The organism is Granulicella aggregans (assembly GCF_014203275.1).
Lineage (GTDB): Bacteria > Acidobacteriota > Terriglobia > Terriglobales > Acidobacteriaceae > Edaphobacter.
In genome coordinates this window covers 750944-774639 of sequence record NZ_JACHIP010000004.1, presented here as the reverse complement: position 1 = coordinate 774639, position 23696 = coordinate 750944, and the positions used below count along the sequence as shown (strand labels likewise).

18 protein-coding genes are annotated in these 23696 nt (G+C 59.4%); 5 read left to right on the top strand and 13 right to left on the bottom strand.

What is annotated here, in order from left to right:
* Positions 1-8: 8 nt before the first annotated feature.
* A complete protein-coding gene (locus HDF16_RS16960; RefSeq protein WP_184218970.1) occupies positions 9-989 on the top strand; it encodes a nucleoside hydrolase in 981 nt (326 codons plus the stop codon).
* An 11-nt stretch (positions 990-1000) separates the two neighbouring features.
* On the opposite strand, the gene HDF16_RS16955 is transcribed toward HDF16_RS16960, so the two are convergent.
* Together HDF16_RS16955 and HDF16_RS16950 are read right to left on the bottom strand one after the other, a co-directional pair.
* On the bottom strand, positions 1001-1987 hold the full coding sequence (locus HDF16_RS16955) for a zinc-dependent alcohol dehydrogenase family protein (RefSeq protein ID WP_184218967.1): 987 nt from the start codon (positions 1985-1987) through the stop codon (positions 1001-1003).
* A complete protein-coding gene (locus tag HDF16_RS16950; RefSeq protein WP_184218964.1) occupies positions 1984-3417 on the bottom strand; it encodes a dihydrolipoyl dehydrogenase family protein in 1434 nt (477 codons plus the stop codon). Before HDF16_RS16950 ends, HDF16_RS16955 begins: the two co-directional genes overlap by 4 nt.
* Before the next feature lie 101 nt (positions 3418-3518).
* Between HDF16_RS16950 and HDF16_RS16945 the strand changes: the two genes are divergently transcribed.
* A complete protein-coding gene (locus tag HDF16_RS16945; protein ID WP_184218961.1) occupies positions 3519-4346 on the top strand; it encodes an AraC family transcriptional regulator in 828 nt (275 codons plus the stop codon).
* 15 nt (positions 4347-4361) lie between these two features.
* Here HDF16_RS16945 and HDF16_RS16940 read toward each other — a convergent pair whose 3' ends face one another.
* The 4 genes from HDF16_RS16940 to HDF16_RS16915 all read right to left on the bottom strand — a co-directional run bounded on the left by HDF16_RS16940 (position 4362) and on the right by HDF16_RS16915 (position 12778).
* Positions 4362-4988, bottom strand: a complete 627-nt coding sequence (locus HDF16_RS16940; RefSeq protein WP_184218958.1) for a protoglobin domain-containing protein — start codon at positions 4986-4988, stop codon at positions 4362-4364.
* Positions 4989-5134: 146 nt separating this feature from the next.
* Positions 5135-6997, bottom strand: a complete 1863-nt coding sequence (locus tag HDF16_RS16935) for a PP2C family protein-serine/threonine phosphatase (RefSeq protein ID WP_184218955.1) — start codon at positions 6995-6997, stop codon at positions 5135-5137.
* 278 nt (positions 6998-7275) lie between these two features.
* A complete protein-coding gene (locus HDF16_RS30725; protein ID WP_348641342.1) occupies positions 7276-11910 on the bottom strand; it encodes a chitobiase/beta-hexosaminidase C-terminal domain-containing protein in 4635 nt (1544 codons plus the stop codon).
* Positions 11807-12778, bottom strand: coding sequence for an FG-GAP-like repeat-containing protein (locus HDF16_RS16915; RefSeq protein WP_184218952.1), 972 nt, complete (start codon positions 12776-12778; stop codon positions 11807-11809). Before HDF16_RS16915 ends, HDF16_RS30725 begins: the two co-directional genes overlap by 104 nt.
* 1 nt (position 12779) lies before the next feature.
* Here HDF16_RS16915 and HDF16_RS31595 point away from each other — a divergent pair, with 1 nt between their 5' ends.
* Positions 12780-13085, top strand: a complete 306-nt coding sequence (locus tag HDF16_RS31595) for a hypothetical protein (protein ID WP_184218949.1) — start codon at positions 12780-12782, stop codon at positions 13083-13085.
* Between the two features lie 49 nt (positions 13086-13134).
* Here HDF16_RS31595 and HDF16_RS16905 read toward each other — a convergent pair whose 3' ends face one another.
* From HDF16_RS16905 to HDF16_RS16885, 5 genes are all read right to left on the bottom strand, one after another.
* Complete coding sequence (locus HDF16_RS16905; protein WP_246409184.1) at positions 13135-13650, bottom strand: hypothetical protein; 516 nt, start codon at positions 13648-13650, stop codon at positions 13135-13137.
* 86 nt (positions 13651-13736) lie between these two features.
* On the bottom strand, positions 13737-15086 hold the full coding sequence (creD, locus tag HDF16_RS16900) for a cell envelope integrity protein CreD (protein WP_184218946.1): 1350 nt from the start codon (positions 15084-15086) through the stop codon (positions 13737-13739).
* A gap of 71 nt (positions 15087-15157) precedes the next feature.
* A complete protein-coding gene (gene uppS / locus HDF16_RS16895; protein WP_184218943.1) occupies positions 15158-15895 on the bottom strand; it encodes a polyprenyl diphosphate synthase in 738 nt (245 codons plus the stop codon).
* 62 nt (positions 15896-15957) lie between these two features.
* A complete protein-coding gene (locus HDF16_RS16890) occupies positions 15958-16347 on the bottom strand; it encodes a transcriptional regulator (RefSeq protein ID WP_184218940.1) in 390 nt (129 codons plus the stop codon).
* Positions 16337-16951: a hypothetical protein gene (locus tag HDF16_RS16885; RefSeq protein WP_184218937.1), complete on the bottom strand. Its 615-nt coding sequence runs from the start codon at positions 16949-16951 to the stop codon at positions 16337-16339. Before HDF16_RS16885 ends, HDF16_RS16890 begins: the two co-directional genes overlap by 11 nt.
* Before the next feature lie 167 nt (positions 16952-17118).
* Here HDF16_RS16885 and HDF16_RS16880 point away from each other — a divergent pair, with 167 nt between their 5' ends.
* Positions 17119-17982, top strand: a complete 864-nt coding sequence (locus HDF16_RS16880) for an RNA polymerase sigma factor (protein WP_184218934.1) — start codon at positions 17119-17121, stop codon at positions 17980-17982.
* 20 nt (positions 17983-18002) lie between these two features.
* Positions 18003-18812: a zf-HC2 domain-containing protein gene (locus tag HDF16_RS16875; RefSeq protein ID WP_184218931.1), complete on the top strand. Its 810-nt coding sequence runs from the start codon at positions 18003-18005 to the stop codon at positions 18810-18812.
* Positions 18813-18932: 120 nt separating this feature from the next.
* On the opposite strand, the gene HDF16_RS16870 is transcribed toward HDF16_RS16875, so the two are convergent.
* Together HDF16_RS16870 and HDF16_RS16865 are read right to left on the bottom strand one after the other, a co-directional pair.
* A complete protein-coding gene (locus HDF16_RS16870; protein ID WP_184218928.1) occupies positions 18933-19823 on the bottom strand; it encodes a M48 family metalloprotease in 891 nt (296 codons plus the stop codon).
* Entirely contained in the window at positions 19820-23650 is a 3831-nt protein-coding gene (locus HDF16_RS16865) for a DUF2339 domain-containing protein (protein ID WP_184218926.1), read from the bottom strand. The genes HDF16_RS16870 and HDF16_RS16865 overlap by 4 nt, the downstream gene beginning before the upstream one ends.
* Positions 23651-23696 lie beyond the last annotated feature (46 nt).

Below are 23696 nucleotides of genomic sequence, written 5' to 3'. Positions count from 1 at the left end.
AACTCGCTTTGCATCACGACACGACGCCACGCACGCTTCTTATCGACACCGATACCGCCTCCGATGATGCCGTCGCCCTCATCATGGCGCTTCGATCTCCCACCGTTCAAGTCGTCGCGATCACCATCGTTGCGGGCAATGTCTCCGTGGAACAGGGCGCGCGTAACGCTCTGTTCACTGCTGAACTTTGTGGCTCGATGGTTCCGGTACATATCGGCGCGTCCAAGCCACTGCTTCGCGAGCTTGAAACCGCCGAGTGGTTCCACGGCCTCGATGGCCTGAGCGACCATGGCTATGCCCCGGCGCACCGCACCGCCGAAACTACCCATGCTGTCGGCGCAATCCTAGCTGCCAGCCACTCGCACGCCGGTCTTGAGGTCATCACGCTGGGGCCGCTGACGAATCTCGCCATGGCTTTGCTGCGTGATCCTTCGCTGGCGACCAGGATCAGCCGCTGCGTCATTATGGGCGGGAATCCATGCTGCGAAGGCAACGTCACACCTGCGGCTGAGTTCAACATCTGGGTCGACCCCGAAGCCGCGCGCATCGTCTTCGCCTCTGGCCTACCCATACAGATGATCGGCTGGCAGCTATCGCGTGACGAGGCCGTGCTCGATGCGAAGGATATTGCCCGCGTTCTTGCTTTAGGCACTCCTCTTGCCGAGTTCGCTATCCGCTGCAACAGCACCGCCGCCAGCGCCTTCGAAACGCAGACTGGCGAGCAGGGCATATCCCTGCCCGATCCGATCGCCATGGCGGTCCTGCTCGAACCCGCGCTTAGCCTCGAGGCTAGCAGCCATCACGTCCAGATTGAGGTCGTAAGCTCGCTCACCCGAGGCATGACGGTCGTGGACAGGCTCAACGTGACCTCTGACCAGCGAAACGCTTCAGTCTGGGCGTCCAACAATCAGGCCGCCAGCAAAGTTGAGATTTGCTGGAAACTCGATGTTGCCGGATGGAAGGCCTTGCTGGAACGAAGCCTGCAGTGATGTGTCCTCGATTACCGCTCTGGGTGCAACTCAACGACGACCTTGCCTCTGCTGCCTTTGGCAACGAGATCAAAGGCGGCCGCGATCTCATCTTTTCCGAATGATTGTTCGGCAAGCAGCGGCGCGAGTTTGCCCTGCTCCGCGAGTTGCGATGCTTGCTGCAGGATGTGGCCATGATTGGCCCGGCCAATCCCGGTCAATAGCGGCATCAACGTAAACACGCCGGAGTAAGTGGCCGCGCGAAAGGATAAGGGCGCAAGTGAATGAGTGCCCCACCCGAGACAGCTGACGACGTGGCCCGTGTAACGCTTCGCAGCGACGAAGGAGGCATCCAGAACGGGTCCGCCCAGCGTGTCGTAGACGATGTCGAAGCCCTCTCCGCTGGTGTGCGTTGCGATGTATTCCTCCACCGGCGAGTCTCTGTCGATCGCAACCGCGCCAATGCGTTCCACGATCGAATGCTTGTCCTCAGAGACGGTTGCGAACACTTTTGCACCATGCGCGAGAGCGATCTGCACCGCCGCATAACCCACGCCGCCGGCTCCTGCGTGAATGAGAACTGTCTGCCCTGCGCGGACCGCAGCTCGATCGACTAGGCCCTCCCAAGCTGTGATCGTGGCAAGCGGAAGAGCCGCAGCCTGCCGCATGGTAAGGGTCTTCGGCTTCAGCGCAAGCAAGGCTGCATCCCCGGTGACGAACTCCGCCAATGTCCCCTGCAATCCGCCGACGCCGCCAACCATTCCGAAGACTTCGTCGCCGGGTTCGAAGGACGTTACATCCGAGGCCACAAAGTCCACGATGCCGGCCATGTCCAGCCCCAGTACGGCGGGCAATGGCTGCTTGGCATGCCCGGCTGCTGCTGCTCGAATCTTGGTGTCGAGCGGATTGATGCCACTGGCAAGGACTCTTACAACTACCTGCCCGGGCGATGGTACCGGCGTTGGCAACTCCGTCTCGCGAAACGGTCCGTTCGCGGTGTCGACTACATAAGCCTTCATGCCGTGGCTCCAGGAACAACCATAGGTGCCGATGAGAACAACACGATGAGCCCTTCCATCAAAGTGGGATGAGTCAGGATGGCTTCGCGCAGTGCCGTGTAAGGCAGGCCCGCGATCATGGCAATCTGGACAGCCGACATAATCTCGCCACCATCGACTCCGAAGACGGTGATGCCGAGGATGCGATCGTCCTCTCCGACCAGAGCCTTCATGAAGCCGCGCGTCTCGGAGAGAGTGCGCGTGCGTAGGTCGGCGGCCATTGGGATCTTGAACAGGCGGTATGCAATGCCTTTGGCCTTCGCCTCCGTTTCGCTGAGCCCAACCTTCGCCAGCTCCGGGTCGGTGAACATCGTGTATGGAACCTGGCGGCCTGTCGTTACGTGGTCCTTCCCGGCGAGGTTATCGCGGATGACGCGGAAGTCGTCGAAGGCGATGTGCGTGAATTGCGGACTACCCGCGACATCGCCGATAGCCCAGGTACCGGGCGCTGTCGTCTTCAGTCGTTCATCTACCTTGATGTAACCGCGATCCGTCAGCTCCACTCCAGCGAGATCGAGCCCAATGCCGCTGGTGTTGGGCGTGCGGCCCGTAGCGACGAGCAGGTGTGAGCCGGTGATCGTGGCACTCACGCCGTCTTGTTGGTAGGTCAGGCTGACGCTCTGCCCTGATGTGCCGGAGACACTTTCCACGCTGGCACCGAGGATGAGTTTGATGTCTTCGTCGTGGAAGAGGCTCGCCATGGCCTCTGAGACGTCGGGATCTTCGCGATGCAGCAAGGCCGTGTTTCTCTCCACCACGGTGACCTTGCTGCCGAGACGGCGCATCGCCTGCGCGAACTCGAGACCGATGTAACCCCCGCCGATGATGAGCAGATGCTCGGGCAGCGTCTCCAGCTCCAAGGCTTCAATATGCGTGAGGGGCTGCGCCGCGACGAGACCAGGAGTCTCGTCCAGAGTGGCGTGCGTGCCCGTACCAATCACGACGTTTGCGCCGCGCAACTGGCGCTTGGTACCGTCATTCATATCTACCTGGATAAGCCGGGGACCGACAAAGTAGCCGTGCCCTAACACCAGGTCGACGCCACTCGTTTCGAAGTTGCGAACGTGGATGTCCACGAGTGCCTTCACCATGGACCGCTTGCGGTTGGTGACACCGGCCATGTTCACCTTGTAGCCGGCGCTATCGATGCCGAACTCGGCGGCACGCGCGAAGTACGACGCAACCTTAGCGCTGTGAATGATGTTCTTGCTTGGCAGGCAGGCGATGTTGGGGCATGATCCGCCAATCCAGCGCTGCTCAATGGACGCGACCCGCACACCCTGCTTCGCTAGCGTCCAGGCTAGATACTTAGCCCCTTCGCCGGTCCCCAGAACAACGAGATCGTACTCTTCCGGAGTGATGCCTTCGTTTGATGTTGCAGATGTCGTCATAGTCCCCTCCCGGATATTGTGAAGTGCCATAAGAATGATGACGAAATTCCTTATACTCAGAGTCACCCAGCGTATCCCGAAACTGTCCCGGAGTATCCCAGATGGACCGGCTTTCGCCTTTTTTCTCGAACTTTACGCTATCGGCGAAGGTCTTCTTCTCAGGTCATTTATGTGGAACATCTTCCGATCACGCCACTAGGAGCGTTGGACATCTGCACGTTCTGCGTAGCGGCGTACTGAACATTCTGAACAAGACCGGAGAGCCGACGGTAATCCGAGAGCCGACGGTGCTCCTGTATGCGAGGCCGGGCGAGCACACGTTTCGGACCGAGGGCGCGGAGATCGTCTGCGCCTTCGTCGACTTCGGCGCGGGCACCCTGAATCCGTTGCTCGCTGCGCTTCCCTCTTTACTGACTGTGCCACTCTCCGCTGTCTCTGGACTTGCACCTACAGTCGACCTGCTCTTCTCAGAGGCGTTTGACCAGAGAGACGGACGGCAGGCTGCCGTCGATCGGCTGGCAGAGTATTTCATGCTGCTGTTGCTGCGCTCAGCGATCGACTCCCAACTCGTACAGGGTGGCATTGTGGCTGCGCTTTCGGACAAGCATCTCTCAAGGGCGCTCGCGGAGATTCATCACGCGCCCGAAAGAGACTGGTCGCTTGAAGAATTAGCTCACGTCGCCGGGATGTCGCGCGCACGCTTCGCGGCGCGCTTTCTGGCCACGATGGGGAAGACTCCGTTTGAATACCTTTCCTTGTGGCGCATCGGCGTGGCGCAGTCCCTGCTGAAAAAAGGTGAGCCCTTGAAGATGATCGCCCCATCCGTCGGTTACGCGAGCGCCGGTGCTCTATCGCGTTCGTTCTCCCTGCGTGTCGGCCAACCACCGATGGCGTGGCTGGCTGCCCAACAGTTCAACGAGATCAAGTAAACCCGTTCTGCGTCTCTACCACTCATTGATCGAGTGATCGCTGCTCTTCTGGGCCGCGTCGAAATAGGGCCTTGACCACAGTGCGATCTGCATCTGCAACGAACGGCACCAGGCGAGATGCATGCCTGCCACCTCTTCCTCGGTGTTGCCCTTGCTGGCGAGATACGGCTTGATGGTCTCGTTCATTACAGCAACGAAGGCGACGATATCGTGGAATGGAACAAACGCCGTCGATCGGACTCCATCGGCCTGATTTTTCTTGAGGCTGGTGTGCCTCAGCGCGATCTCCTGCTGATAGTTGAGCCAGTCCTGATCGTACGGACGCAGACAGGTGTCGAGGATCCATTGCTGGAAGCGAAGGTTGCTCTGCCCCAGATACTCCGGAATGGGTTCTCCTTCGGGCGTGCGGGAGTGCCGCGCGAGATTCGGAATGCTGGCAATGATCCCGCTCCGCCACTGCGCTACGATCTGCTGCGTCTGGTCCGCCAGCACCTCTCCCGCCATGTGCAGGAAGTGCTCGTCCTGCGCCGTGAATCCCGCCGAAGCCTTGAGCTTCTCCAACTCATCGAGCGACACTGACGACTTGGCGATCTCGGTCGTTCCATAGGTATAGGCGGGAATCACTTCGGCAACCTTGTTCATGATGGCTCCTGTACTCTTCAGAACTTCTCTATCCTGCAACGGCACCTTCGAAGGCTGCCTTTGAGCAGAATGCCACATACTCGCAACCGGCCAGCGTCTCAAAGTCGCAAGTCACGGTCTCTCCGTATCATCTTGACTTGTATTCGCTACGTCGCAAGCGCCGGGCCACGAGTGATTGCCACAACGGTGATGTCATCCGACTGCCCGAAGAGCATCGCCGCTGCAACGATTGCTTGCGCGGAATGGGTCGAAAACTCTCGTCCCCGCTCGAATCCGAAGAGCTCCTTGCGTTGATTCTGAGCCTCGACGACGCCATCCGAATAAAACGTCATGCGGCTGCCGGGAGCGAGGTGGAACTGCATCGTCTCATACCGTATCCCGCTGACCAAACCGAGCGGCAACGCACCGGGCATCGCGATCTCCAGTCCATCCAGGTAAGGGGGAAGATGGCCCGCGTTGGCAAGCGTGACCGTGCCATCGGCTGCAATATGTGCGGCAAGCGCAGTCGAGAATCCTCCGCCGGAACGCCCGACCAGGCGCTCGTTCAGCTTGTAAAGAAGCAGGTCCGGAGCGTCCGAATCTTCAGCCGCGGTCCGAATAGAGCCAACCAGCAACGAAACCATCATGGCTGCCGGCAGGCCTTTACCCGCGACATCGCCGACGACGAGCATCAACCCATTCTCCGCAGTCGGCAAAATCTGAAAGAAGTCGCCTCCAACCTGCTGCGCGGGCTGGTAAGCGCTCTCGATTACAAAGCCGGGGACTGATCCAGTGTGTTCGGGAAGAAGAATCTGTTGCACCTGCTGGGCCGCCGCCAGTTCACCTTCGATGAGCGCCTGCCGACGGCTCATGCTCGTGGCGCGAAGAACCATGATCACGGCCAGAGAGAGGGTCGAGAAGATGCCCGCCAGCGGATCCAATCCGATCACAAATGGTCCAGCATGATAGTTGTCGATGAGATTCAGACCCCTAAAGACGAAGCCTTGCAGGATGTTGATGCGATAGAGCAGCAGCAATCCAAACTTGGCGTAGATATACAGGCTGAAGAGAACGACGGGAATCAGCAATATCCCCGCCTCCCGGTTGCCGCGGCGCATGTGGACGATGAGGACAACAGGGATAACTACTGAAAGAAGGGTCACGAACGGCAGGTTCTCGGCCAACCCCCATACGCCGGACAGGATAGGGACTAGATCGTTCATGGAGCTATAGGCGTTCAGCAGGCCCGCGAGGACTAGATAGATCCGGAACTTCCAACCGATCTTCTGATGAACAAAGGCAAAGTACATGGACACCCATGCGATGGGCGATAAAACAGTGAACGACCTGGATAAAACTTCCCAGGCAGCTGGAACATTGCGAAAGAGAAAGACGATCTGAAAAGGCGCCTGCGCAAGCCGGATCAAGCCCAGAGCGAAGATCCAGAGGTACTCAGACTGACGCCGCTGTGCAGCGAAGAGCATCAGGGCGACGAAGCCTACTCCCGCGAGAAGGAGGGTATCCAGCCAGCCCACCGTGCCTTCCCCAATCATGGTCAGCCCGTCCTGCTGTTGGAGCACGGCCGCCTGGCCGATCCTGAGATTAGAAGGATAGTACCCGGGGTTCGTGCTGTTCCATTCCGTCCTGGCGATGTGGACGCGGATCGCGATCACCAGCGATCCCATGGCTAAGGTTGCGTCCGGGATATGCTTCAGCAGATTCGCGTCCTTGGTATAAGGCGCGTAAGGAGCGACCTGCCCCGAAGAGATGAAGCGCTCCCCATTGAGGTAGATCTCGAAGGCACGCGAGATCGATTGCTCCCTCAAGGCGAGACCGACTTGATCTGGGCTGACCTTCACCCTCAGGCGATACCAGACGATATCGGGGTGAGTATTCGGAAAAAGCGACCCGAGTGCGGCGTGAGAGTTGAATGGGGTCCAACCTGAATCGTCGAAGCCGGCTTGTGCATAGGCAGGATCGTCCCCGGCGTGCACCAGCCAGGTCCCTCCCAGGTCTACCGGTTGGCTCAAACGAGTGGCATCGAAGACAGGAGCTGTATCCTTCGCGGCCTGAGCTATCCCCGCCAGCGGAAGCAAAGACAGGCCCGCAAGGACGAATGCTCTACGTGCGTCTGCTATCAACCAGCACAAGGCATTCCGAAAGACAAGAGATCCGGGAGCTTTCAATTGACCTCCGCCACCATCGTTCCAAGCTAGCACCCTCCCGCTATCAGGTCGCCGCTCGATGAAGCGATTTTATCGGGAACGACCTCATCGCAACCTGCAACTTGGCGGCCCAATGGCATGGCCTATTTGACGACCAGGGTGACCGTGCCCGAACTCGTTACCTGATGGGTCACTGGCGGCGGTGTGCTCGATCCGCCTCCACCGCTTGAGCATCCTGCAACGAGAGCCACTGTTGCCACGCCCACGATCACCAGGGATAGAGCCGCCCGTGAGTTGCGACGCAGCTTTGCCTTCGCGATCGGAGTGAGCAATAAAGGCAGGAAGAGAAACGCCAGGGCTGCGCCAGGCAACGTCTCCGTGAAGACCGCAGTGATTTGATAAGTGCCGGTGGGAGTCGTCGACGTGGTCGTGATCGTCAAGGCTCCCGCGCTGGACGAGTAGCTGCATGCAGCCCCGGCGGGGAGGTTGAGACACTTCACCGAGATGTTTGTCGCCGAAGCGGGCAAGGTGACAGGATAGGTTGCAGTGCCTCCGGCAGACACGGTAGCGGAAGAGGTCGGAAACGAAGGAGGAGTTGACGAGCCAGCCGTGTCGACCTCGAATTGAAGCGCGTTGGAGGCGCCGCCGCCAGGAGCGGGAGTCTGCACTGTGACCGAGACTATGCCGGCGGAGGAGATATCGGAGGCCGGAACCGTGGCGATCAGCTGGCTTGAACTGACGTACTCCGTAGTCAACGTGGATGAACCCCAGACGACAGCAGACGCGCTGGTAAATCCAGAGCCACTCACCGTGAGGTTGAACTGGGCACTACCGGTGCTGACGTATGCGGGCGAGAGGCTCGCGATGGAAGGCGTGGGAGCCGGGAGATTCAGAACGTAGCTGGCGCTCACGACCGCGCTGGGGCTGGAGTTGATGGCGGCGGCGAAGGCCTTGATGGTCTCCGAAGTGTTCACCATGATCGGAGCTGTGTACACGCTCGAAGAGGTAGTGGGCGTGCTGCCGTCAAGGGTGTAGTAGATGGTGGCGTTCGGCGTTGTGGAGGTGAGCGCGACCGTCTGCGCCGCAGTGTAGGTGCCTGCGGCGACACTGAACGATGGTGCAGCGGTGTTCTGCTCAGTGAAGGTCACTTTTCTGACTCGGAAGGACGAGTCGGCAAAGTAGAGATTACCGGATGCATCGAATGTGGCCTGCATCGGATAGGCAATCTCGGCAACGGCCGCCGCACCGCCATCTCCGCTGTAGCCGGGATAGCCGATGCCAGCAACGTCCGAGATCACACCGGTACTGAGGTTCAGTTTGCGAATCTCTCCGGGACTGTTTGAGATATAGAGGTTCCCTGCAGAGTCGAGCAGAAGGCCTCTCGATGCAACCTCAGCACTGGTGGCGCTTGCTCCGTCGCCGGTCTGACCGGCCAAATCTTCGAAGCCTGCGATCGCGTCAATCACTCCGGTAGCGGCTGTGACCTTGCGAATCCTGGCACCATACGAGCTGCCGATGTAGAGGTTTCCTGCCTTGTCCACGGCAACTGAATCAGGATTCGGCACTCCGGCACTGGTGGCAGGCCCACTATCGCCACTGTAGAGATAGTTGCCATTCCCGGCTATGGTGTTGATCACGCCGGTGGCCATAGTCACCACCCGGACGCGATTGTTGCCGGTGTCCGCAATGTAAAGATTTCCCGCCGGATCGAAGGCAAGTCCAGCGGGCCCCGACAGGCTTGCGGAGGTCGCAGGACCGCCATCGCCGGATGCACCGTAATAGCCAGTACCGGTTCCCGCGTACGTAGAGATGATTCCCGTGGCTGCATCTATCTTGCGGACCACGTTATTGGCACTGTCGGCTACATACAGATTTCCTGAGCTGTCGAGCGCCAGCTCAGCTGGATAGTTCAGGGCGGCGCTCGCCGCAGGACCGCCGTCTCCTGTGTAGGTACGTTGCCCAGTGCCCGCATACAGCTCAGCTGTTCCCGCGGATGCCGCGATCTTCCAGATCACGTTGTTCAGGAGGTCGGAGACATAGAGGTCTCCGGACTTGTTGATGGCGAGGCCTCTCGGCTCGGCGAAGGTTACGCCCGACGCAGGGCCGCCCGCGCCGGAGAAACCTGAGGTTCCAGTGCCTGCGACCGTGGTGATTACCGGCGAAGATCCGCTGAAGGTGTACGTCGCGGTAGCGGGACTGCTGACCAGATGTCCAGGGCCAATCGCGATGGCCTTCAGCGTTACCGTACCCGATACGTTCAAGGGCAGGCTATAGCCGGCCAAATCCGTTGTGGGCGTGCTGCCGTCGAACGTCACGTAGATCGAGGTTCCCGGGGTTGAATCCGAGATCGCGACGCTCTGCGCTGACGTATAGCTCCCCGACGCCAGGCTGAACGTCGGCGTAGCCGCTTGAACGGTGGGGGGTGCCGACGCGGTTACAACCTCACGAATGCGATTCAGAAGGTCCGTCACATAGATGTCGCCAGCGCCGTCCACTGCTAGACCTTGCGGGTAACAGAGCGACGCGCTGGTCGCGGCTCCGCCGTCTCCGGGCGGTCCACAGATAACGCCATTTCCCACCACGGTTGTGATGATGCCGCTGGATGCGGTGACCTCGCGGATAACGTGGTTGTACCCGTCAACGATGAAGAGATTCCCGGAACTGTCGGAGGCGACGGTTCTTGGCTCGTTGAGGGTCGCGCTGGTTGCCGGACCGCCGTCTCCGGAGTAGCCGCCGTTTGCAATGGAATTCGTAGGCGTGGTGCCCGCAAACGTGCTGATGACGCTCGATGGGGTGATGACACCGGCGGTCGCCGCAACCTTGCGGATCAAGTCATTGCCCGTGTCAGCGATGTATAGGTTTCCGCTGGCGTCGAACGCCACCCCACCCATGTATCGGAAGGCCGCTCCGCTGGCGGGACCGCCGTCACCTGAGTAACCATACTGCCCCGTGCCAACGATGGTGCTGATAATTCCTGTCGCAGCATTAATCTGACGGACCGTGTTGAAGCTGCCCCCAAGGTAGAGGTTGTGCGACGAGTCCACTGCAAGTCCGAAGACATTGCCGATGTTTGCGGCTGTGGCAGGCCCTCCATCCCCGGGCAACGACGTGGAGCCGCCAGCATATGTGGTGATCACCCCGCTGCTCAGGTCCAGCTTCCGAATCACGGGGTAGACGTTGTCGCTGATGTACAGGCTTCCATTGTCCAGCAACAGAGCGTTTGGAGAGCCGAGTTCGGCGCTGGTGCCAGGCCCTCCGTCACCGGTGTTACCGCTGAACCCGTTGCCGACGACATCCGACAGAATGCCCGTTCCTGCCGCGATCCTGCGTACCATGTGATTTTCAGAGTCAGAGAAATAGACGTTGCCGATGGCATCCTTCACGAGCGATGTAGGGTAGTTGAGTTGCGCCAGGGTGGCAGGGCCGCCGTCGCCCGCGTAGCCTGCGACTCGAGTGCCTGCGATGGAGTAGATAAGCGATGCGGACGAAGTACCGATCACATACTGCGCAGAGGCGCTTTGACTGTAAGAGCGGCCATAAGAGAGTGCCGCTGCCGCCACGGTCTCCGACGAAGACACTGTGATCGGCCCTGTGTAGAGATTCGAAGCTACAGTCGGAGTCGCACCGTTCGTCGTGTAGTAGATCTTCGCTGTAGCATCAGAGTCTGTGATCGTCACCGACTGCTGATTCGCATAGTATCCCGGCGTAAGAGAGATTGCGGGGGTCGCTGTCGCCGGATAAGTTAGCGTGTAGGTCGCATAGACGTAGTCACTCTGCTGATATCCGGTCTCGGTTGCATACGCCTGAATAATCTCCCCTCCGCCGTTCGCGAAAGTAAGAGGCCCGGTATACGGAACGAGACCTTTCGTATTAAGCGTGGTCCCGGAGGCTTGGTAGTAGATGGTGGCTCCCGGAATCGACTCGCTGATGCTGAGCGTCTGCACCGTGGAGTAAGTGTCGGGAGCGACAGAAAGCACCAGGGGCTTCAGAGTTGCTGTGAGCGCCACGGTTCCGGAGATGCTGGAAGCGTAGTTGCTGTTGCCCGGGTAGCTCGCCGCGACCTGGTGAGTTCCGGGTCCGATCGGAGCAATGCTGCTTACGCTTGCCGTGACCGTTTCGTTGGGTTGAGAGAGAACTACCGGAACATTTCCGTCCTGGCTCGGCAACACCAGGTCCGGCAGACCATCTCCGTTGAAGTCCGCAGATGCGATGTAGCCGGAGCCAAGTTGGGCATTTGCGCTGAACCCGACCCCGGGCGCAAAGGTTCCGTCGCCGATTCCTTGCAGATACCCGAACAAACCGTGCCAGAACTGCCCGACGGCCAGATCGGCGATGCCGTCGCCGTTGAAGTCCTCGACCACTGCGGACTTTGAGTTGAAGCCCTGCACGGAATAAGAGACCGCAGCATTGAAGCTTCCGTCGCCTTTTCCCAAAAGCACGGTGACTTGATTACTCGAAATCGCTCCGTAGTTCGTGACCGCAAGATCGAGAACGCCGTCGCCGTTAAAGTCTCCGAGCGCAAGGCCTAGTGAACTCGGACCTGCGGTCAGGCTTCCGGGGACCTTCGTAAACGTGCCGTCCCCACTGCCCAGATAGATCCACACCGTTCCCGCGTCGTTGTTGCAGGGATAGGCGTCTCCGCAGCTGTTGACTAAGGCGAGATCCAATTTCCCATCATTGTTGAAGTCGCCTGTCATTACCGCAGTCGTGCTCATTCCGATGGCAAGGCTCGCGGGTGCCGCGGTAAATGTGCCATCGCCCGCTCCGAGGAAGAGCAAGATCGAATCGGCGTTGACTACCGCGAGGAACGCCGTCGCCATTGAAGTCACCTGTCGCAACCGACTGCGGAGTGCTTACCGTGCTCAGTTGCGGAGCCGAAGTGAAGGTGCCGTCGCCTACGCCGAGCAGTACCGTTACCAGGTTGTCGTCGACACTGGTCACGGCCAGGTCGGGGATTCCGTCACCGTTATAGTCCGCGACAGCGATCGAATCCGGGTAGAGGCCGACGGTCGGACTTGTCGATACTGGAGTAAACGTTCCGTCTCCTTTGCCGAGCAGGATCGCCAGTAGCGTCTGGCTGGAGTTGGAGTCGGACACCGCAATATCGGGGATGCCGTCGCCGTTGAAGTCCGCAACCGCAACGGCGTTCGCCTCCTGCTTCACGGTCGAAGTGCTCGAACTGAAGAAGTCGAAGCCTGCGGTTCCGGATCCAACCGGCGCTGTCCCCAGGACGGCGTTGCCGTTGTTCGTGTCGAGGAAGGACACGGAGCCGGTTGGCGCTGCTGTTCCAGGTGTATTGCTGACACCTGCCACGTTGGCGGTCAGTATGTAGTTGCCCGGGGAACCGTCCAGGGTAATAGAAGTAGTTGTTGCGTACTTCCCCGTGACGGCAATTGCCGATCCGCTGGAAGAACTTCCTGCACTGGCATTGGTCCCGGCAAAGACTGCCTTGTAGCTGTGGCTTCCAATGCCGGGGCGAAACTTCATGATGGCTTTGCCCGCACTCGTCAACTGCGCCGTGCCCAGCGCGTGAATATCCGTACAGTACTTGGCGGCGGCATCGCAAAAGTCCACCGTGCCCTTTGTGACTGCGCCTGAGGCGGAGGAGACTGAGACCGTCAAAGTGACCACGGTCCCGGATGGCACCGTGGCATTCGATCCGGCGCTGGTACTCACAGATAAAGCTGTTGTGGTCGCAACCTTTACCTGCGCGGAGGCGGAGGCGCAGATCCCCACGAGCAGAGCGAAAGAGAAAGTGATCGCGGATTTTCTGGAAATGGCCCGAAAGATCCAGGAAAAAACACGCAGAACTTCTCCACAAGCGCAGGAAAACACAGTCATCTACTCCACCCCGGATTACTCAGTTGGACTCGCCGGATTTATAGCGTATTTTTTCGTTGAAAATCGATGGGGGAAGTGTAGCACTCCCACTCGCGAGATATCGTTGGCGTAGAAAGGCCCTTAGGCGACGGCCTCAGTGGTCCTGGGAGTTATGCAGGCAGCTATCGGTCATCCTCACGTTCCATAGCCAGGATGTGTCGACGGCAGAGCAGCAGCGGTATGCCTCCAAAGACTCCGAAGCTGCAATCTATCAATCGCCAAGCCAGAGGTAGACCCCGGAGGGGACCGGCGATCAGGGCAAGTGGAAATACTCCCGCGCATGCGATGAGGCCAAACGTAACGACCCATTTATTGCGTACCGGATCGCGATACGGCCCAATGAACACCACCGCAAGGACAAGATGTGCAAAGGCGAGCCAGTCCGTCCCGTAAGCCAGAAAGGGATAGTTTCGATTGGTCTCGGAGAGTGCATCATGCACCCTGGAGATCCACGGAAGCAGGTGGGTCCAATCCGCAAACGGCCGCAACGGACCGCTTTGGAGCAGACCAAGAAAGGCGTGAAGCTCCGTCTCCAAAGGAAACGCCGTGACGCCGCTCAGGATCAGGCCCGCCATCACGACGCCGATCCAGAAGCGGCATGCCCGGAGGTGACGTACCTGCATCATATCTGTCTTCATCCATTGGCCTCGTACTGTTTCAACCATACATTTCAGAACACGGCAGCATGCTGAACGTCAGCACTGCGGCAACTTACAGGCCACGCCTACGAAGGATGTGGAGGGGGTGCTGTGGGGGTACGATCCTGGCTCACTTGCAGCCCTTCACTCGCCTCTCTGTACCAGTCCACTTCGCGGGTTGCAAACATCACTGCGGATAGCAGGCAGAACAGCATGAGCGAGCCGAGGACAAGGGCATTGTCCTCCGAGATCAGCAACCCGTAGATTGCGGCATACAGACTCGTCAACATCGCTCCGAAGCCCAGGCCTCGCGTCGTGCTTCGCAAGACATAGGAAAGATAAAAAGTCAGCAGGACGATGCATGCAGCACTGGCGAGCAGGTAGGCGGTCCCAAAGGCCACGCGCTCGGAGAAACTGACGAGCAATAGAAAGAAGATCGCGAGGCCAAGTCCGAGCAGGAGATATTGAACCGGGTGGATCGGCAGTTGTTTGATCAGCTCGAAGATGAAGAAGCCGCCAAAGGTAATGACGACGAAGAGGATGCCGTACTTTGTGGCCCGGCTGCTCAGACTGTAAGGATCAAGCAGGGTTGTAAGGCTCACACTCATCAGGTCGATCGGCTTTACCGGATTGGCCTCAAGCTGCGCCTGGGTTCCGCTGGCCAGCGAAGAGACCTCCCATACCGCCTGAAAGCCGTCGCTCGCTACATCCCGCGTTCTCGGAAGAAATTGCCCTGCGAAGAGCGGCGATCTCCACACCGACCGAAGCTCCAACCGATTGGCATCTCCGACGGGAGCCATGCTGAGCGTCTCGGTCCCTGCAAGGTTCAAGTCCAGGTAGAAGTCCAGGTGACCCTTCATGGAAGACACCCCATGTAGAGGGATCCGCAGATTGGGTTGCCACCCGGTCGTGGCGGGCGCCCCCTGCAGCATCGTCTCTTCAACACCATTCACCATCACCCTGGGAGTTCCAATAATTCCGCGCACATCCGTCACGGAAAGGGCCAGGTAGGGTTCACCCCATACGACGCTTCCTTCCGTCTTGGGGTCGACCACATCGAACTCTCCTTTCAAGTGCCCCTGAAGTTCGTAGACCTCGACCTTGTACAGGCCATGCCTGCGCTCACTGGGCAGCAAGGAGCCACGCATGTCCAACTCCCGGGGAAAGCTCGTTGCACTCAGTTCCTGCTTTCGGACGCTTGTCCTCTTTACTCCTTTGTCGCTGGTCTCCGTGATCTCCGTGGTCTGGACATAAGGACGCACCAGTACCGGCCCGATCAAGACCTGTGGCCCGGCATAGCTTGCTTCTATGGATTGCACCGCTGTGTCACGGTACTTCTGCCTGTCGTCGATCACGCCGCTAACCATGTAAAGCGCGATCAGAATCACGCAAGCAAGCGCGGCAATTACTGCGCCCTTCTGTAGCATCTTGTTCATCGCGAACTCCTCTCTGGTTCTACTTCGGGTGAACCTCTGCATCTATCCGGGAGATGTCTGTCGGTATGCCATCACGCGCCAGCAGCGGACATCGCGGGACACTGTGCAGACGAGGCTGGAACCCCGCCGAAGCGGCGCTCCCTTTGCTTGAACACCCTGAGAGCGGCTTCGAGATCGGCCGCGTTGAACTCCGGCCACATGCAGTCGAGGAACAATAGCTCGGCATAGGGAGACTCCCAGAGCAGGAAGTCCGAAAGGCGTTGTTCGCCGCCCGTCCGGATCAGCAGGTCGACGTGGTTCCTTCCACCATGTTGTCCGGTAAGCAAGCTGCCAAACAGATCTTCAACCGGCAGACAACCCACGTTTGCAAGGCGGGACATCTCAAGCGCCGCCCGCGTGATGGCCTCGCGCGAAGAGTAATCCACCGCCAGGCGCACATGAAGCCGCTGCCCTTCAGCGGTAGCCTCCTCTATATCTTCGATCTCCCTCAGCAGCAAGGCGGGCAGACGGTCGCGGCGGCCAATCACCTCCAGCTTCACGCCGTTCCATCGAAGCCTGTCGCGCTCCAGCCGAAGATACCTGCGCAGCAGCCAGAAGATGCCCTGCACCTCGAACGCGGGCCTGCGCCAGTTATCCGCAGAGAAGGCGTAGAGCGTCAGATAGCGGATGCCAAGCTCAAGCGAGTGTTCGACCACACGGCGCGTAGCAGCAGCTCCGGCACGATGCCCGGCGATGCGCGGGATGCCGCGCCGCTCGGCCCATCGGCCATTGCCGTCCATGATGATCGCTACGTGGATTTCACTTTGCATCGCAAAGCAATCAGGCGTGAATAGTAAACTTTGCATTGTAAAGTTTCTCGCAAAAAAAGAGTTCAGATCTTGGACGGTGTAAGACCGCGCATCAAGCTTGAGGCGGGTTTGTCTTTCGAAACCTTGGCCACGTCTTTGATGACCTGTTCAAGCGTAGAGAGATATTGCAGGTATCGCTCTTTCCCTGCAGCGGTGATGCAGCAAAGGGTTTGGGGGCGATTCTTCTCCTGTCCCTTGGTGATGGCTACCATACCCTCGGTCTCCAGCACGCTCAAATGACGGCTGAGATTGCCGTCCGTCAGCGAGCAGAGCTGCTTCAGATCATTGAAGAGCAGCCCCTTCGGATTTGTAACCAGGCAGGTGAGTACACCGAGGCGAGCGCGCTCATGGATCACTCGATCCAGCCCCTCATAGGCATACCGTCCTTCGCTTGGCGTCACTTTAGGCTTCATCTTCATTCTCCGGAGTAGCAGTCAGCAGAACGCCTGCCACCAGCAGTTGGCCGGCGCCGAACGCAAAGCCCATGGTCCAGGGAGCGAGTGAGCGGGTATCCCCGATCGCCAGGCAGGTAAGGCCGGTCAATAGGTACCAGGCACCGGCAGCAATCATCGGACGCGGAAGGAAGCGGCACGACGCAAAGACTCCCAGACTATAGATGACCTGCCAAAGTCCCGGAAGCATCCACAGAACCTGCGGAGCAGAACGGACCAGAACGAAGGTGATCAGGATCCCCGCACCAACCGCAGGCAGGAACTGTTCGACAGCGGTGCGAATCATCTCATCGGACAACCCCGAGTGCAGCCGCCGCGTGCGAGTGTAGATCTGGACTCCGGCCACAGCAGAGGAGAGCACGGCGGTGCCTATCCATAGGCACAGATAGGCGCTCATGTGATGAGCGGCGTCGCGCAGCCAGAGTGCTTGAGCGACTCCCGCGAGCATGGCGGCTGCACCGGTTCCGGCAAGCGTCGCAGGACCGTAGCCACGAAACTGCGTATTCAGGGCCATCTGCCTGCGGATGGTGCTGATGTCGCCTAATGCATCGTGAAGGTCGCTCATGCCTTTTCACTTTACAACGCAAAGCGTAATGAACGCAAGGCCGGATACCGGTCGACCAGAGGAGCCGATCGATCCTCGGCTATAGTGGCCGCTGCGCGAAAGACGCCCCCGCATTTGCTACTATCGTTGCCAACGATGCTGGAAGTCGTCGCAATCTGGATGGTCCATTGGCAGGAAGTTCCCTAAGCTCGGCAATCGCGCAACGGTATGCCGAATCCTCCGGAGAGGCCTACGGCATAACGACTGAGAGCTTTCAGCAGATGGTTGCCAGCATCGTGGCCGGCGGAGCGGTAGAGCTAAGCGAGGCCGAACAAGTTGCTCTTGTCGGAAACCTGCGCGTTGCGGATCTGACGTTAGCGCGCGCTTGTTCCGCTGGAAATGATTTTGCCTGGAAGGCATTCCTTACCCGCTTCCGCACACCGCTTTACGGCGCGGCATACAGAATTACGAAGGACGAAGCTACCGGCCGTGAGCTAGCGGATGAACTCTATGCCGAGCTCTACGGGTTCAACGACCGCCACGGCAAACGCAGATCAAAACTGGAGTACTACACGGGACGGGGCTCGCTCGAGGGCTGGCTTCGCACCGTCCTCTCGCGTCAGTTTGTGAACCGGTATCGCTCCCGTTCGCGCGAAGTCAGCCTGGATGAACAGCTTGATGCGGGCGTGGGGTTTGCGGCGGCGCCGGCTGCGGACGAGAGCGGACCCGACCACAGGCTTGGAGTTGCCATCGCGGCAACTCTTGCGGAGCTCGGCGCAGAGGAGCGTTTTCTCTTGTCGTCCTGGTATCTCGATCAGCGGACGCTGGCCGAAATCGGACTCCAATTAAGTCTCCATGAATCGACGATCAGCAGAAGGCTGGATCAGCTGAGGAAGAAGTTGCGCAAGCGTGTCCGGGAGCGGCTGCGGGCAGCCGGGCTGGGATTGCGTGAGTGCGACGAATTGCTGGCGGAACTGGACGTGCGAGATCTTAATGTGAATGTGGCAGCAACTTTAAAGCAAGAAACGCGAGTCGAAACGTTCCATAAGTGAGAGGCACAAGAGTTCAAAACGTGAAACAGACTGAATCCAATCCGCTGCGAGTGGAACTTGCCAGGATGGCGGGGGCGTTGCCCCATCCTGACGAGGATGTGCTGACCGCGTTCGCGGAAGGTGCGCTGCTGGAACGCGAACGGGAGAGCGTGATGGAGCACCTCGCAGGATGCAGTGAGTGCCGAGAGATCCTGAGTCTCACGGCTGCGGCGGCACCGGAGGCGACCGTGCTGCACGTTGTGCCGACTGGGCCGACGCAGAAGCGTTGGTTGCCCTGGCTGGCTGCTGCGGCGGCGGTGGTCCTGGTGAGTTCGGCGGCGTTGATCTACGTTCGAGGGCGAGAGATCAACGGGCTGCCCCAGCAGTCTCCAGAGATTGCAGTCCAGGGTATTGGGAGACGCGAGCCGGACTCGGCGCGTCCTGATGCGCCCGCCGTTCAGAGTGCCGAACCGATGCCGGGCCTTGCCACCTCCGAAGCTGCTACCGGAAACAGCGAAACCGTTGGCCGAACGCATTGGCGAATCAATGAAGCAGGACATGCGGAGCGATCCCTAGGCAATGGGACGTGGCAAGCGGTCCTGCCCAATGACAGCGCCAGGATACGCGTCATCTCCGTATCCGGTAGCGATGTCTGGCTGGGCGGAGAGAAGCTGCATCTTTGCCACTCCAACGACGATGGGGCGACTTGGCATTGTGAGCAACTGCCGACAAAGAACAGCTCCGCAAGTGTGCTTGCCCACATACGGTTTCGGGACCTTCAGACGGGTGTCGTCGAAGCCACCGATGGCACGCGCTGGGAGACGGGCGATGGCGGACGCACCTGGAGATAAGCCACTCCTATCGCGACTATATGTAGAGGTATTCAGACGAATTCAAGCAGATTCCCTTCGGGAATGACAAAAAAGAGTGCGTAGCCGAACGGCAGAGAACATGATCATGTGGTCGCGATACTACTTCGCTTCGATTGTGATTTCGTATGCAAGGTGAAATGGCTTAAGCGGCTTACCCGTCGCGAGATGCTCCTGCTCGATGATCTCTTTCGCCTGCGCGAGCCGCTCCGAGGGCAACGGATGAGAACGGAAGTATCCCGTCAACCCTTCGATCGCTACCTGGCCGAGTTCGTCTGTCGGGGTCTCGGCGTGGATCACGTATTCGCGATGGAGTTGGACCCACCGCTCAAGCAGATTGACGGCTCCCTGCGATGAATAGTCCGACGCCACAGCGATCCTGAGCCCCTCACGATCTGCTTCAGACTCCTCGTCCTTGCTGTAGCCAGCCTGCCAGAGGGACATGGGAATGCTCAGCAACTGTCCTGCCAGATCGAGATCGACGTGGCGGAGCTTTGCCTCAATCTGAACCCGCTCGGCAGCATGATAGTGATCGACGTGTTCGATCTCATGGCCGAGCACGAAGGCGAGTTCGTCCTCGCTCTTCAGCTGATCGAGCAGGCCGGAGCCGACGAAGATGTGGCCTCCCGGAAGGGCAAAGGCGTTGATGAGACTTGGATCCGCGAGGAGATGGAAGTGCCAGATGAGCTTGCGCCTGGCATGGAGAGTTACCTGCTGACCGACCTCCGAGATGTATCGTTCGAGCGCCCGGTCCTCTGCGGTGCGAATCGGTGTCGCATATCGTTGGGCGAGCTGGTCGCCGATCCGCATCTCCTCGCTATCGGAGATGCGGGTAAGGTGCATGGGGACACGCGTCAGATCGCGTTGCCAGTCTGCCGCCAAATTCACCAGTGCACTAGCGCTCACCGCATCGTGACGGTTGCGACGTTGCGCGAGGTACATGGCTCCGATCGTGAGGGCAAGCACCGCCGCCAAGCCGAAAGCTCGCTTCACAGAAGCCGCCGGACCGATTCGCGGAAGCGGTTATAGAGTGTCGACACCAGCATCAACGCCGCACCCAGAGCGATGAAGGTGATGTAGCGGTCGCGTTCGCTTAGCTGCCATGCGTCGCGGAAGACGATCTTGCAGACACAGACCAGGAGCAGGAGCAGGCCCGTAATGCGGTAGGTGCGTTCGCCGACTCTCAAGCCGAGCAAAACGACCATGAGGCCCTCGAGGCCCCAGGCAAGCGTGACCATGCCGGAGTTCAGCTTTACCACGATCATGAGAGTGAGCAGCAGGATCGGCGCGAAGAAGAGCCATTGCTCCGGACGGTTCAGGGCGAGAGCCTGGCTGAGACGGAACTGCATCGGCCTCAGGTTATATCGAGTCCGCAGTCGGAACGCGATGGGTAATCCCGCGAAGAGTAACGCGATGACGAAGCTGAGTACCGCGATATTCCCCTTCCATCCGCCGGTGGAGAAGTAGCTGCTGCCGAAGATATTGTGGGCTATGCCCCGAGTGACGACAGCAGTCACGAGAAGAATGGCCTGCTGCAGGAAGAGTTCCTTGTCGATCGTCAGCACCGTAAGCAAAAGCGCGATAGCCAGGATGGCCCATGAGAGGACGATCCATTCGCTGCTCACCTCGAAGTAGAGAAGCGAGGCGACAGAGCCGGTTGCAAACCAGGCAAGAAGGTTTGCGATGGAAAAGCGCTCCACCTCGTCCTTCTCTTTACCGGACTGGAGTTGCATCCATACGAACAGGTTGATGAAAGCTATCGGAATGATGGTGTAAATGCGCGGACTGATCGTCTCGCCGGGCAGCGTTGCCGCAGTCAAGTTCACGAAGAAGATTCGTGCGAAGCCAATCGTCAGCGCTACATATCCCTGGAGCCGGATCTGTCTCTGTTTGCGCCAGTCGCCGAACTCAAACAGCAGCAAGCCGAAGATGGCGAGGCCGTCGGCAACAGCAATGGACTGTAGTTCACTCCACAGCATCCATGCACCAAAGATGGAAGCGGCCCAGGAATAGATGTGGTTCAGGTCCTCCTCTTTGGCAGTCTGCGGAAGCCGGACACAGTACGCGAGTGCATAGAGAACGGCGACAAGGATCGAAAGCGTAATCAGGCGGAGATCGACACCATGCCACTTATCCAGCACGTAGAGATTGAGCGTGGCTGCCCGCACGACCGCGAGGGTGGCAAGCGTATGAGCTTGCCATGGGAGTTCTTCAATGTCGAAGAAGCGATCGACCAGGGCGAGCGTGAGCGCAAAGGCGACCCAGAGAACTGCCAGCCATGGCTGTTGTGCCTCGTGCCAGGCCAGCGTCGCGAGCAAGCCCGTCGCCAACCAGGTGTGCGCCCACGCCGCCTCTCGCTTATACGTGGCATTCTGCAAGGTGCAGAAGCGCGATACCGCATAGAAGGCGATCGCGCTGAGGACGATTGGGAGATACCGTGCGAGTGCTGTCTTCGCATCGAGATTCGATAGCAGGAGGTCTGCTGTCACAAGCCCCGCTAACACGTGACCTTGCCAGCAGAGATCGTCAAGCTTGATGGACCGGGACGTCAGGTAGAGTCCAACCGTAAGTCCAAGCCAGCCGCACGCGACCCAGTCTGGCGATACTTCAAACCACACCAACGCCACCAATGCGGAGGTGCCCGCCAGGAGGGTGAAGGATCGCAGATAGATTCGAAGTTCCTGCTCGGCGGAGATCACCGCAGCAGTGAGATAGAAGATCAGCGCCAGCAAGGGCAGCGTGATCAGACGCGCGGTCACGTGATGCGGATAGACGTCCGTTACATGGCAGTTCACGACTGCCATGCGAACCGCGACCGCCACGGAAAGTATCCACGCCTGTGCCAGAAGATGCCGGTTGTTCGGGAGCAAGCGAGTTCCCGCTGCTGCGCCGGTCATCAGCACAGCCCATCCGACAGCCGTCCCGTCCGCAGGGAACAAGGCCCACACGCCAAGGAAGGCCATGGCCGCGCCTAGATAACTCTGCCACTCGGCAAGTTGCTCGTCGATGCCCTCGAACATACCCCGCCAACGTTCGCGGACGAAGTGTGCATTGATGTAGAACAGCGCGGCGCACAGCAGCAACTGAATCCCCGTAGCGACGAGCGGCGTTTGCGCGTGTTGCCGCAGTTCGAAGAGCGTCCGCGCTTCGTAAGCGACGAGCAGCCCGGTCACGGTGCCGGCGATCAGGCCGAGGCGGCGGAACACCACTTCACGCTGAACGATTCCCGCAATGAGCAGGGCTTCGGCACCAATCATCCAGACCACGGCGATGCTGTTGCCGCTGAACTTGAACGGTACCGCGGCGGAGATCAGCATGGTGCCAAGAACAGTGAGCAGGATGAAGGCTGGCCGGCGGCGACGGGTCACAGGAAGCTGGCCGAAGATGAACTCCATCGCTCCCAGCGCGAGTAGCGCATACGCCGCAAGCTCAGGCCGGGTGGATTGGAACTTCATCACGGAGAGCAGCAGGATAGTATTCGCCAGCGCCGCGATGGTCGAGATGCGTTCGTCACGAGGAGTGGGAATCGCGCGCACCACATAAGAGATGCGGAAGATCAACCAATAGAGAACAAGAATGATGCTGCTGGGAAGCAACTGGGGAAAGTCGTGACCGGCTACGCCGTTCGGATAGAGTCTGTAGAGCCAATAAAAGTGGTTGGAGAAGCTGGCCAGTATCCCGAAGACTTCAAGCTCATACCAGCCCATGCGCAGTGCCACACCAACGATGCCGACGGCCAGGATTAGGCCTGCGGACAACGCGTAGACCGTGTCCTGTGTGAGCGCAATCGTCGAGAACGCCAGTAGAAACGAAAGCCCCGTGATGAGCTGGGACTTGTAGCGCAAGGTGTGCGCCGCGATGGCAATGGCAACTCCGAGCAGAAAGACACAGTTCAGCGTCTCCGAACTCATCACCTTCATGGCCTGGACATGGTTCATCGCATAGGTGGTGAAGAAGGCCAGCGCCCATCCGCCGCCTATGCCCGTTCGGCCAAGAAGCGCATATCGTTCTTTGCGCTCAAGCCAGATGCCACCGCCGAGCAGCGCACTGGCCGCCGCATACAGCAAGGCAACCTTGCCGGCGGGTCCCATCGAGATCAAGGCGACCCTGCCCAGCAGCGCAAATCCCAGGACGAGGAGGACGATGCCGATCTTGGCGAACAGGTTCATGCCCAGCACTTCTTCAAGCGGCAGCTTGGTGCGGAGCCAGTCGACAACGCTCACACGCGGCTCTGCTGCCTTATAGCTATTGAAGCTTGATGGGCGAGGTTGAGCAGGAGGTTGTGGAGTCTGCAGCGATACGCGCGGAGCAGCGACTCTTGCAGTTGCAGGTGGCGCAACGAAGGGCGGCGGGACGGTATTTGCGCTGCCCGGAATCGCTGGTGCTGGCGGCGGGACGGCTACTGGCGTAGGAGGCACCAAAATCGTTGCAGACTCGACGACCGGCGCTGCTGCCTGAATCGCAGGCAATGCCTGCGGCACGGGATTCTCTTGCTTGAGATGAACCGGCGGGCCCGGCGGTACTATCTTGGGCGCTTGCTGAGAGGTTTGCTCAGTAGGCATCGAGTGGGCGAACGCAAGGTTTGGTGTCGCCTTCACTACGGCAGACGTAGGAGGAATTACTTCATCAGGCGTACCTACCGAACGGTTGGCGGTCGCCGCCAGCTTTTCGTTGACAACCTCCAGCGAACGGCGAAGCGTAGCGATCTCGCGCTTGAGATCGGAGACATTGCGCTGATTTTCGTTCGATTGCTCCTCGACGAGCTGTCGTAGGTTGCCCGCCTTGATCCAGGCCCCAATGGCGACCGCTGGTATTGCCAAAACTCCAAGTCCAACAAGCAGAAAAATACCTTCCATGCGTACACCC

Excerpts from the sequence above, each read along its gene's own strand:
- HDF16_RS16955 (WP_184218967.1), bottom strand. The coding sequence starts at position 1,987 with ATGAAGGCTTATGTAGTCGACACCGCGAACGGACCGTTTCGCGAGACG.
- HDF16_RS16950 (WP_184218964.1), bottom strand. The coding sequence starts at position 3,417 with ATGACGACATCTGCAACATCAAACGAAGGCATCACTCCGGAAGAGTAC.
- HDF16_RS16945 (WP_184218961.1), top strand. The coding sequence starts at position 3,519 with ATGGACCGGCTTTCGCCTTTTTTCTCGAACTTTACGCTATCGGCGAAG.
- HDF16_RS16940 (WP_184218958.1), bottom strand. The coding sequence starts at position 4,988 with ATGAACAAGGTTGCCGAAGTGATTCCCGCCTATACCTATGGAACGACC.
- HDF16_RS16905 (WP_246409184.1), bottom strand. The coding sequence starts at position 13,650 with ATGAAGACAGATATGATGCAGGTACGTCACCTCCGGGCATGCCGCTTC.
- creD (WP_184218946.1), bottom strand. The coding sequence starts at position 15,086 with ATGAACAAGATGCTACAGAAGGGCGCAGTAATTGCCGCGCTTGCTTGC.
- uppS (WP_184218943.1), bottom strand. The coding sequence starts at position 15,895 with ATGCAAAGTGAAATCCACGTAGCGATCATCATGGACGGCAATGGCCGA.
- HDF16_RS16890 (WP_184218940.1), bottom strand. The coding sequence starts at position 16,347 with ATGAAGCCTAAAGTGACGCCAAGCGAAGGACGGTATGCCTATGAGGGG.
- HDF16_RS16885 (WP_184218937.1), bottom strand. The coding sequence starts at position 16,951 with ATGAGCGACCTTCACGATGCATTAGGCGACATCAGCACCATCCGCAGG.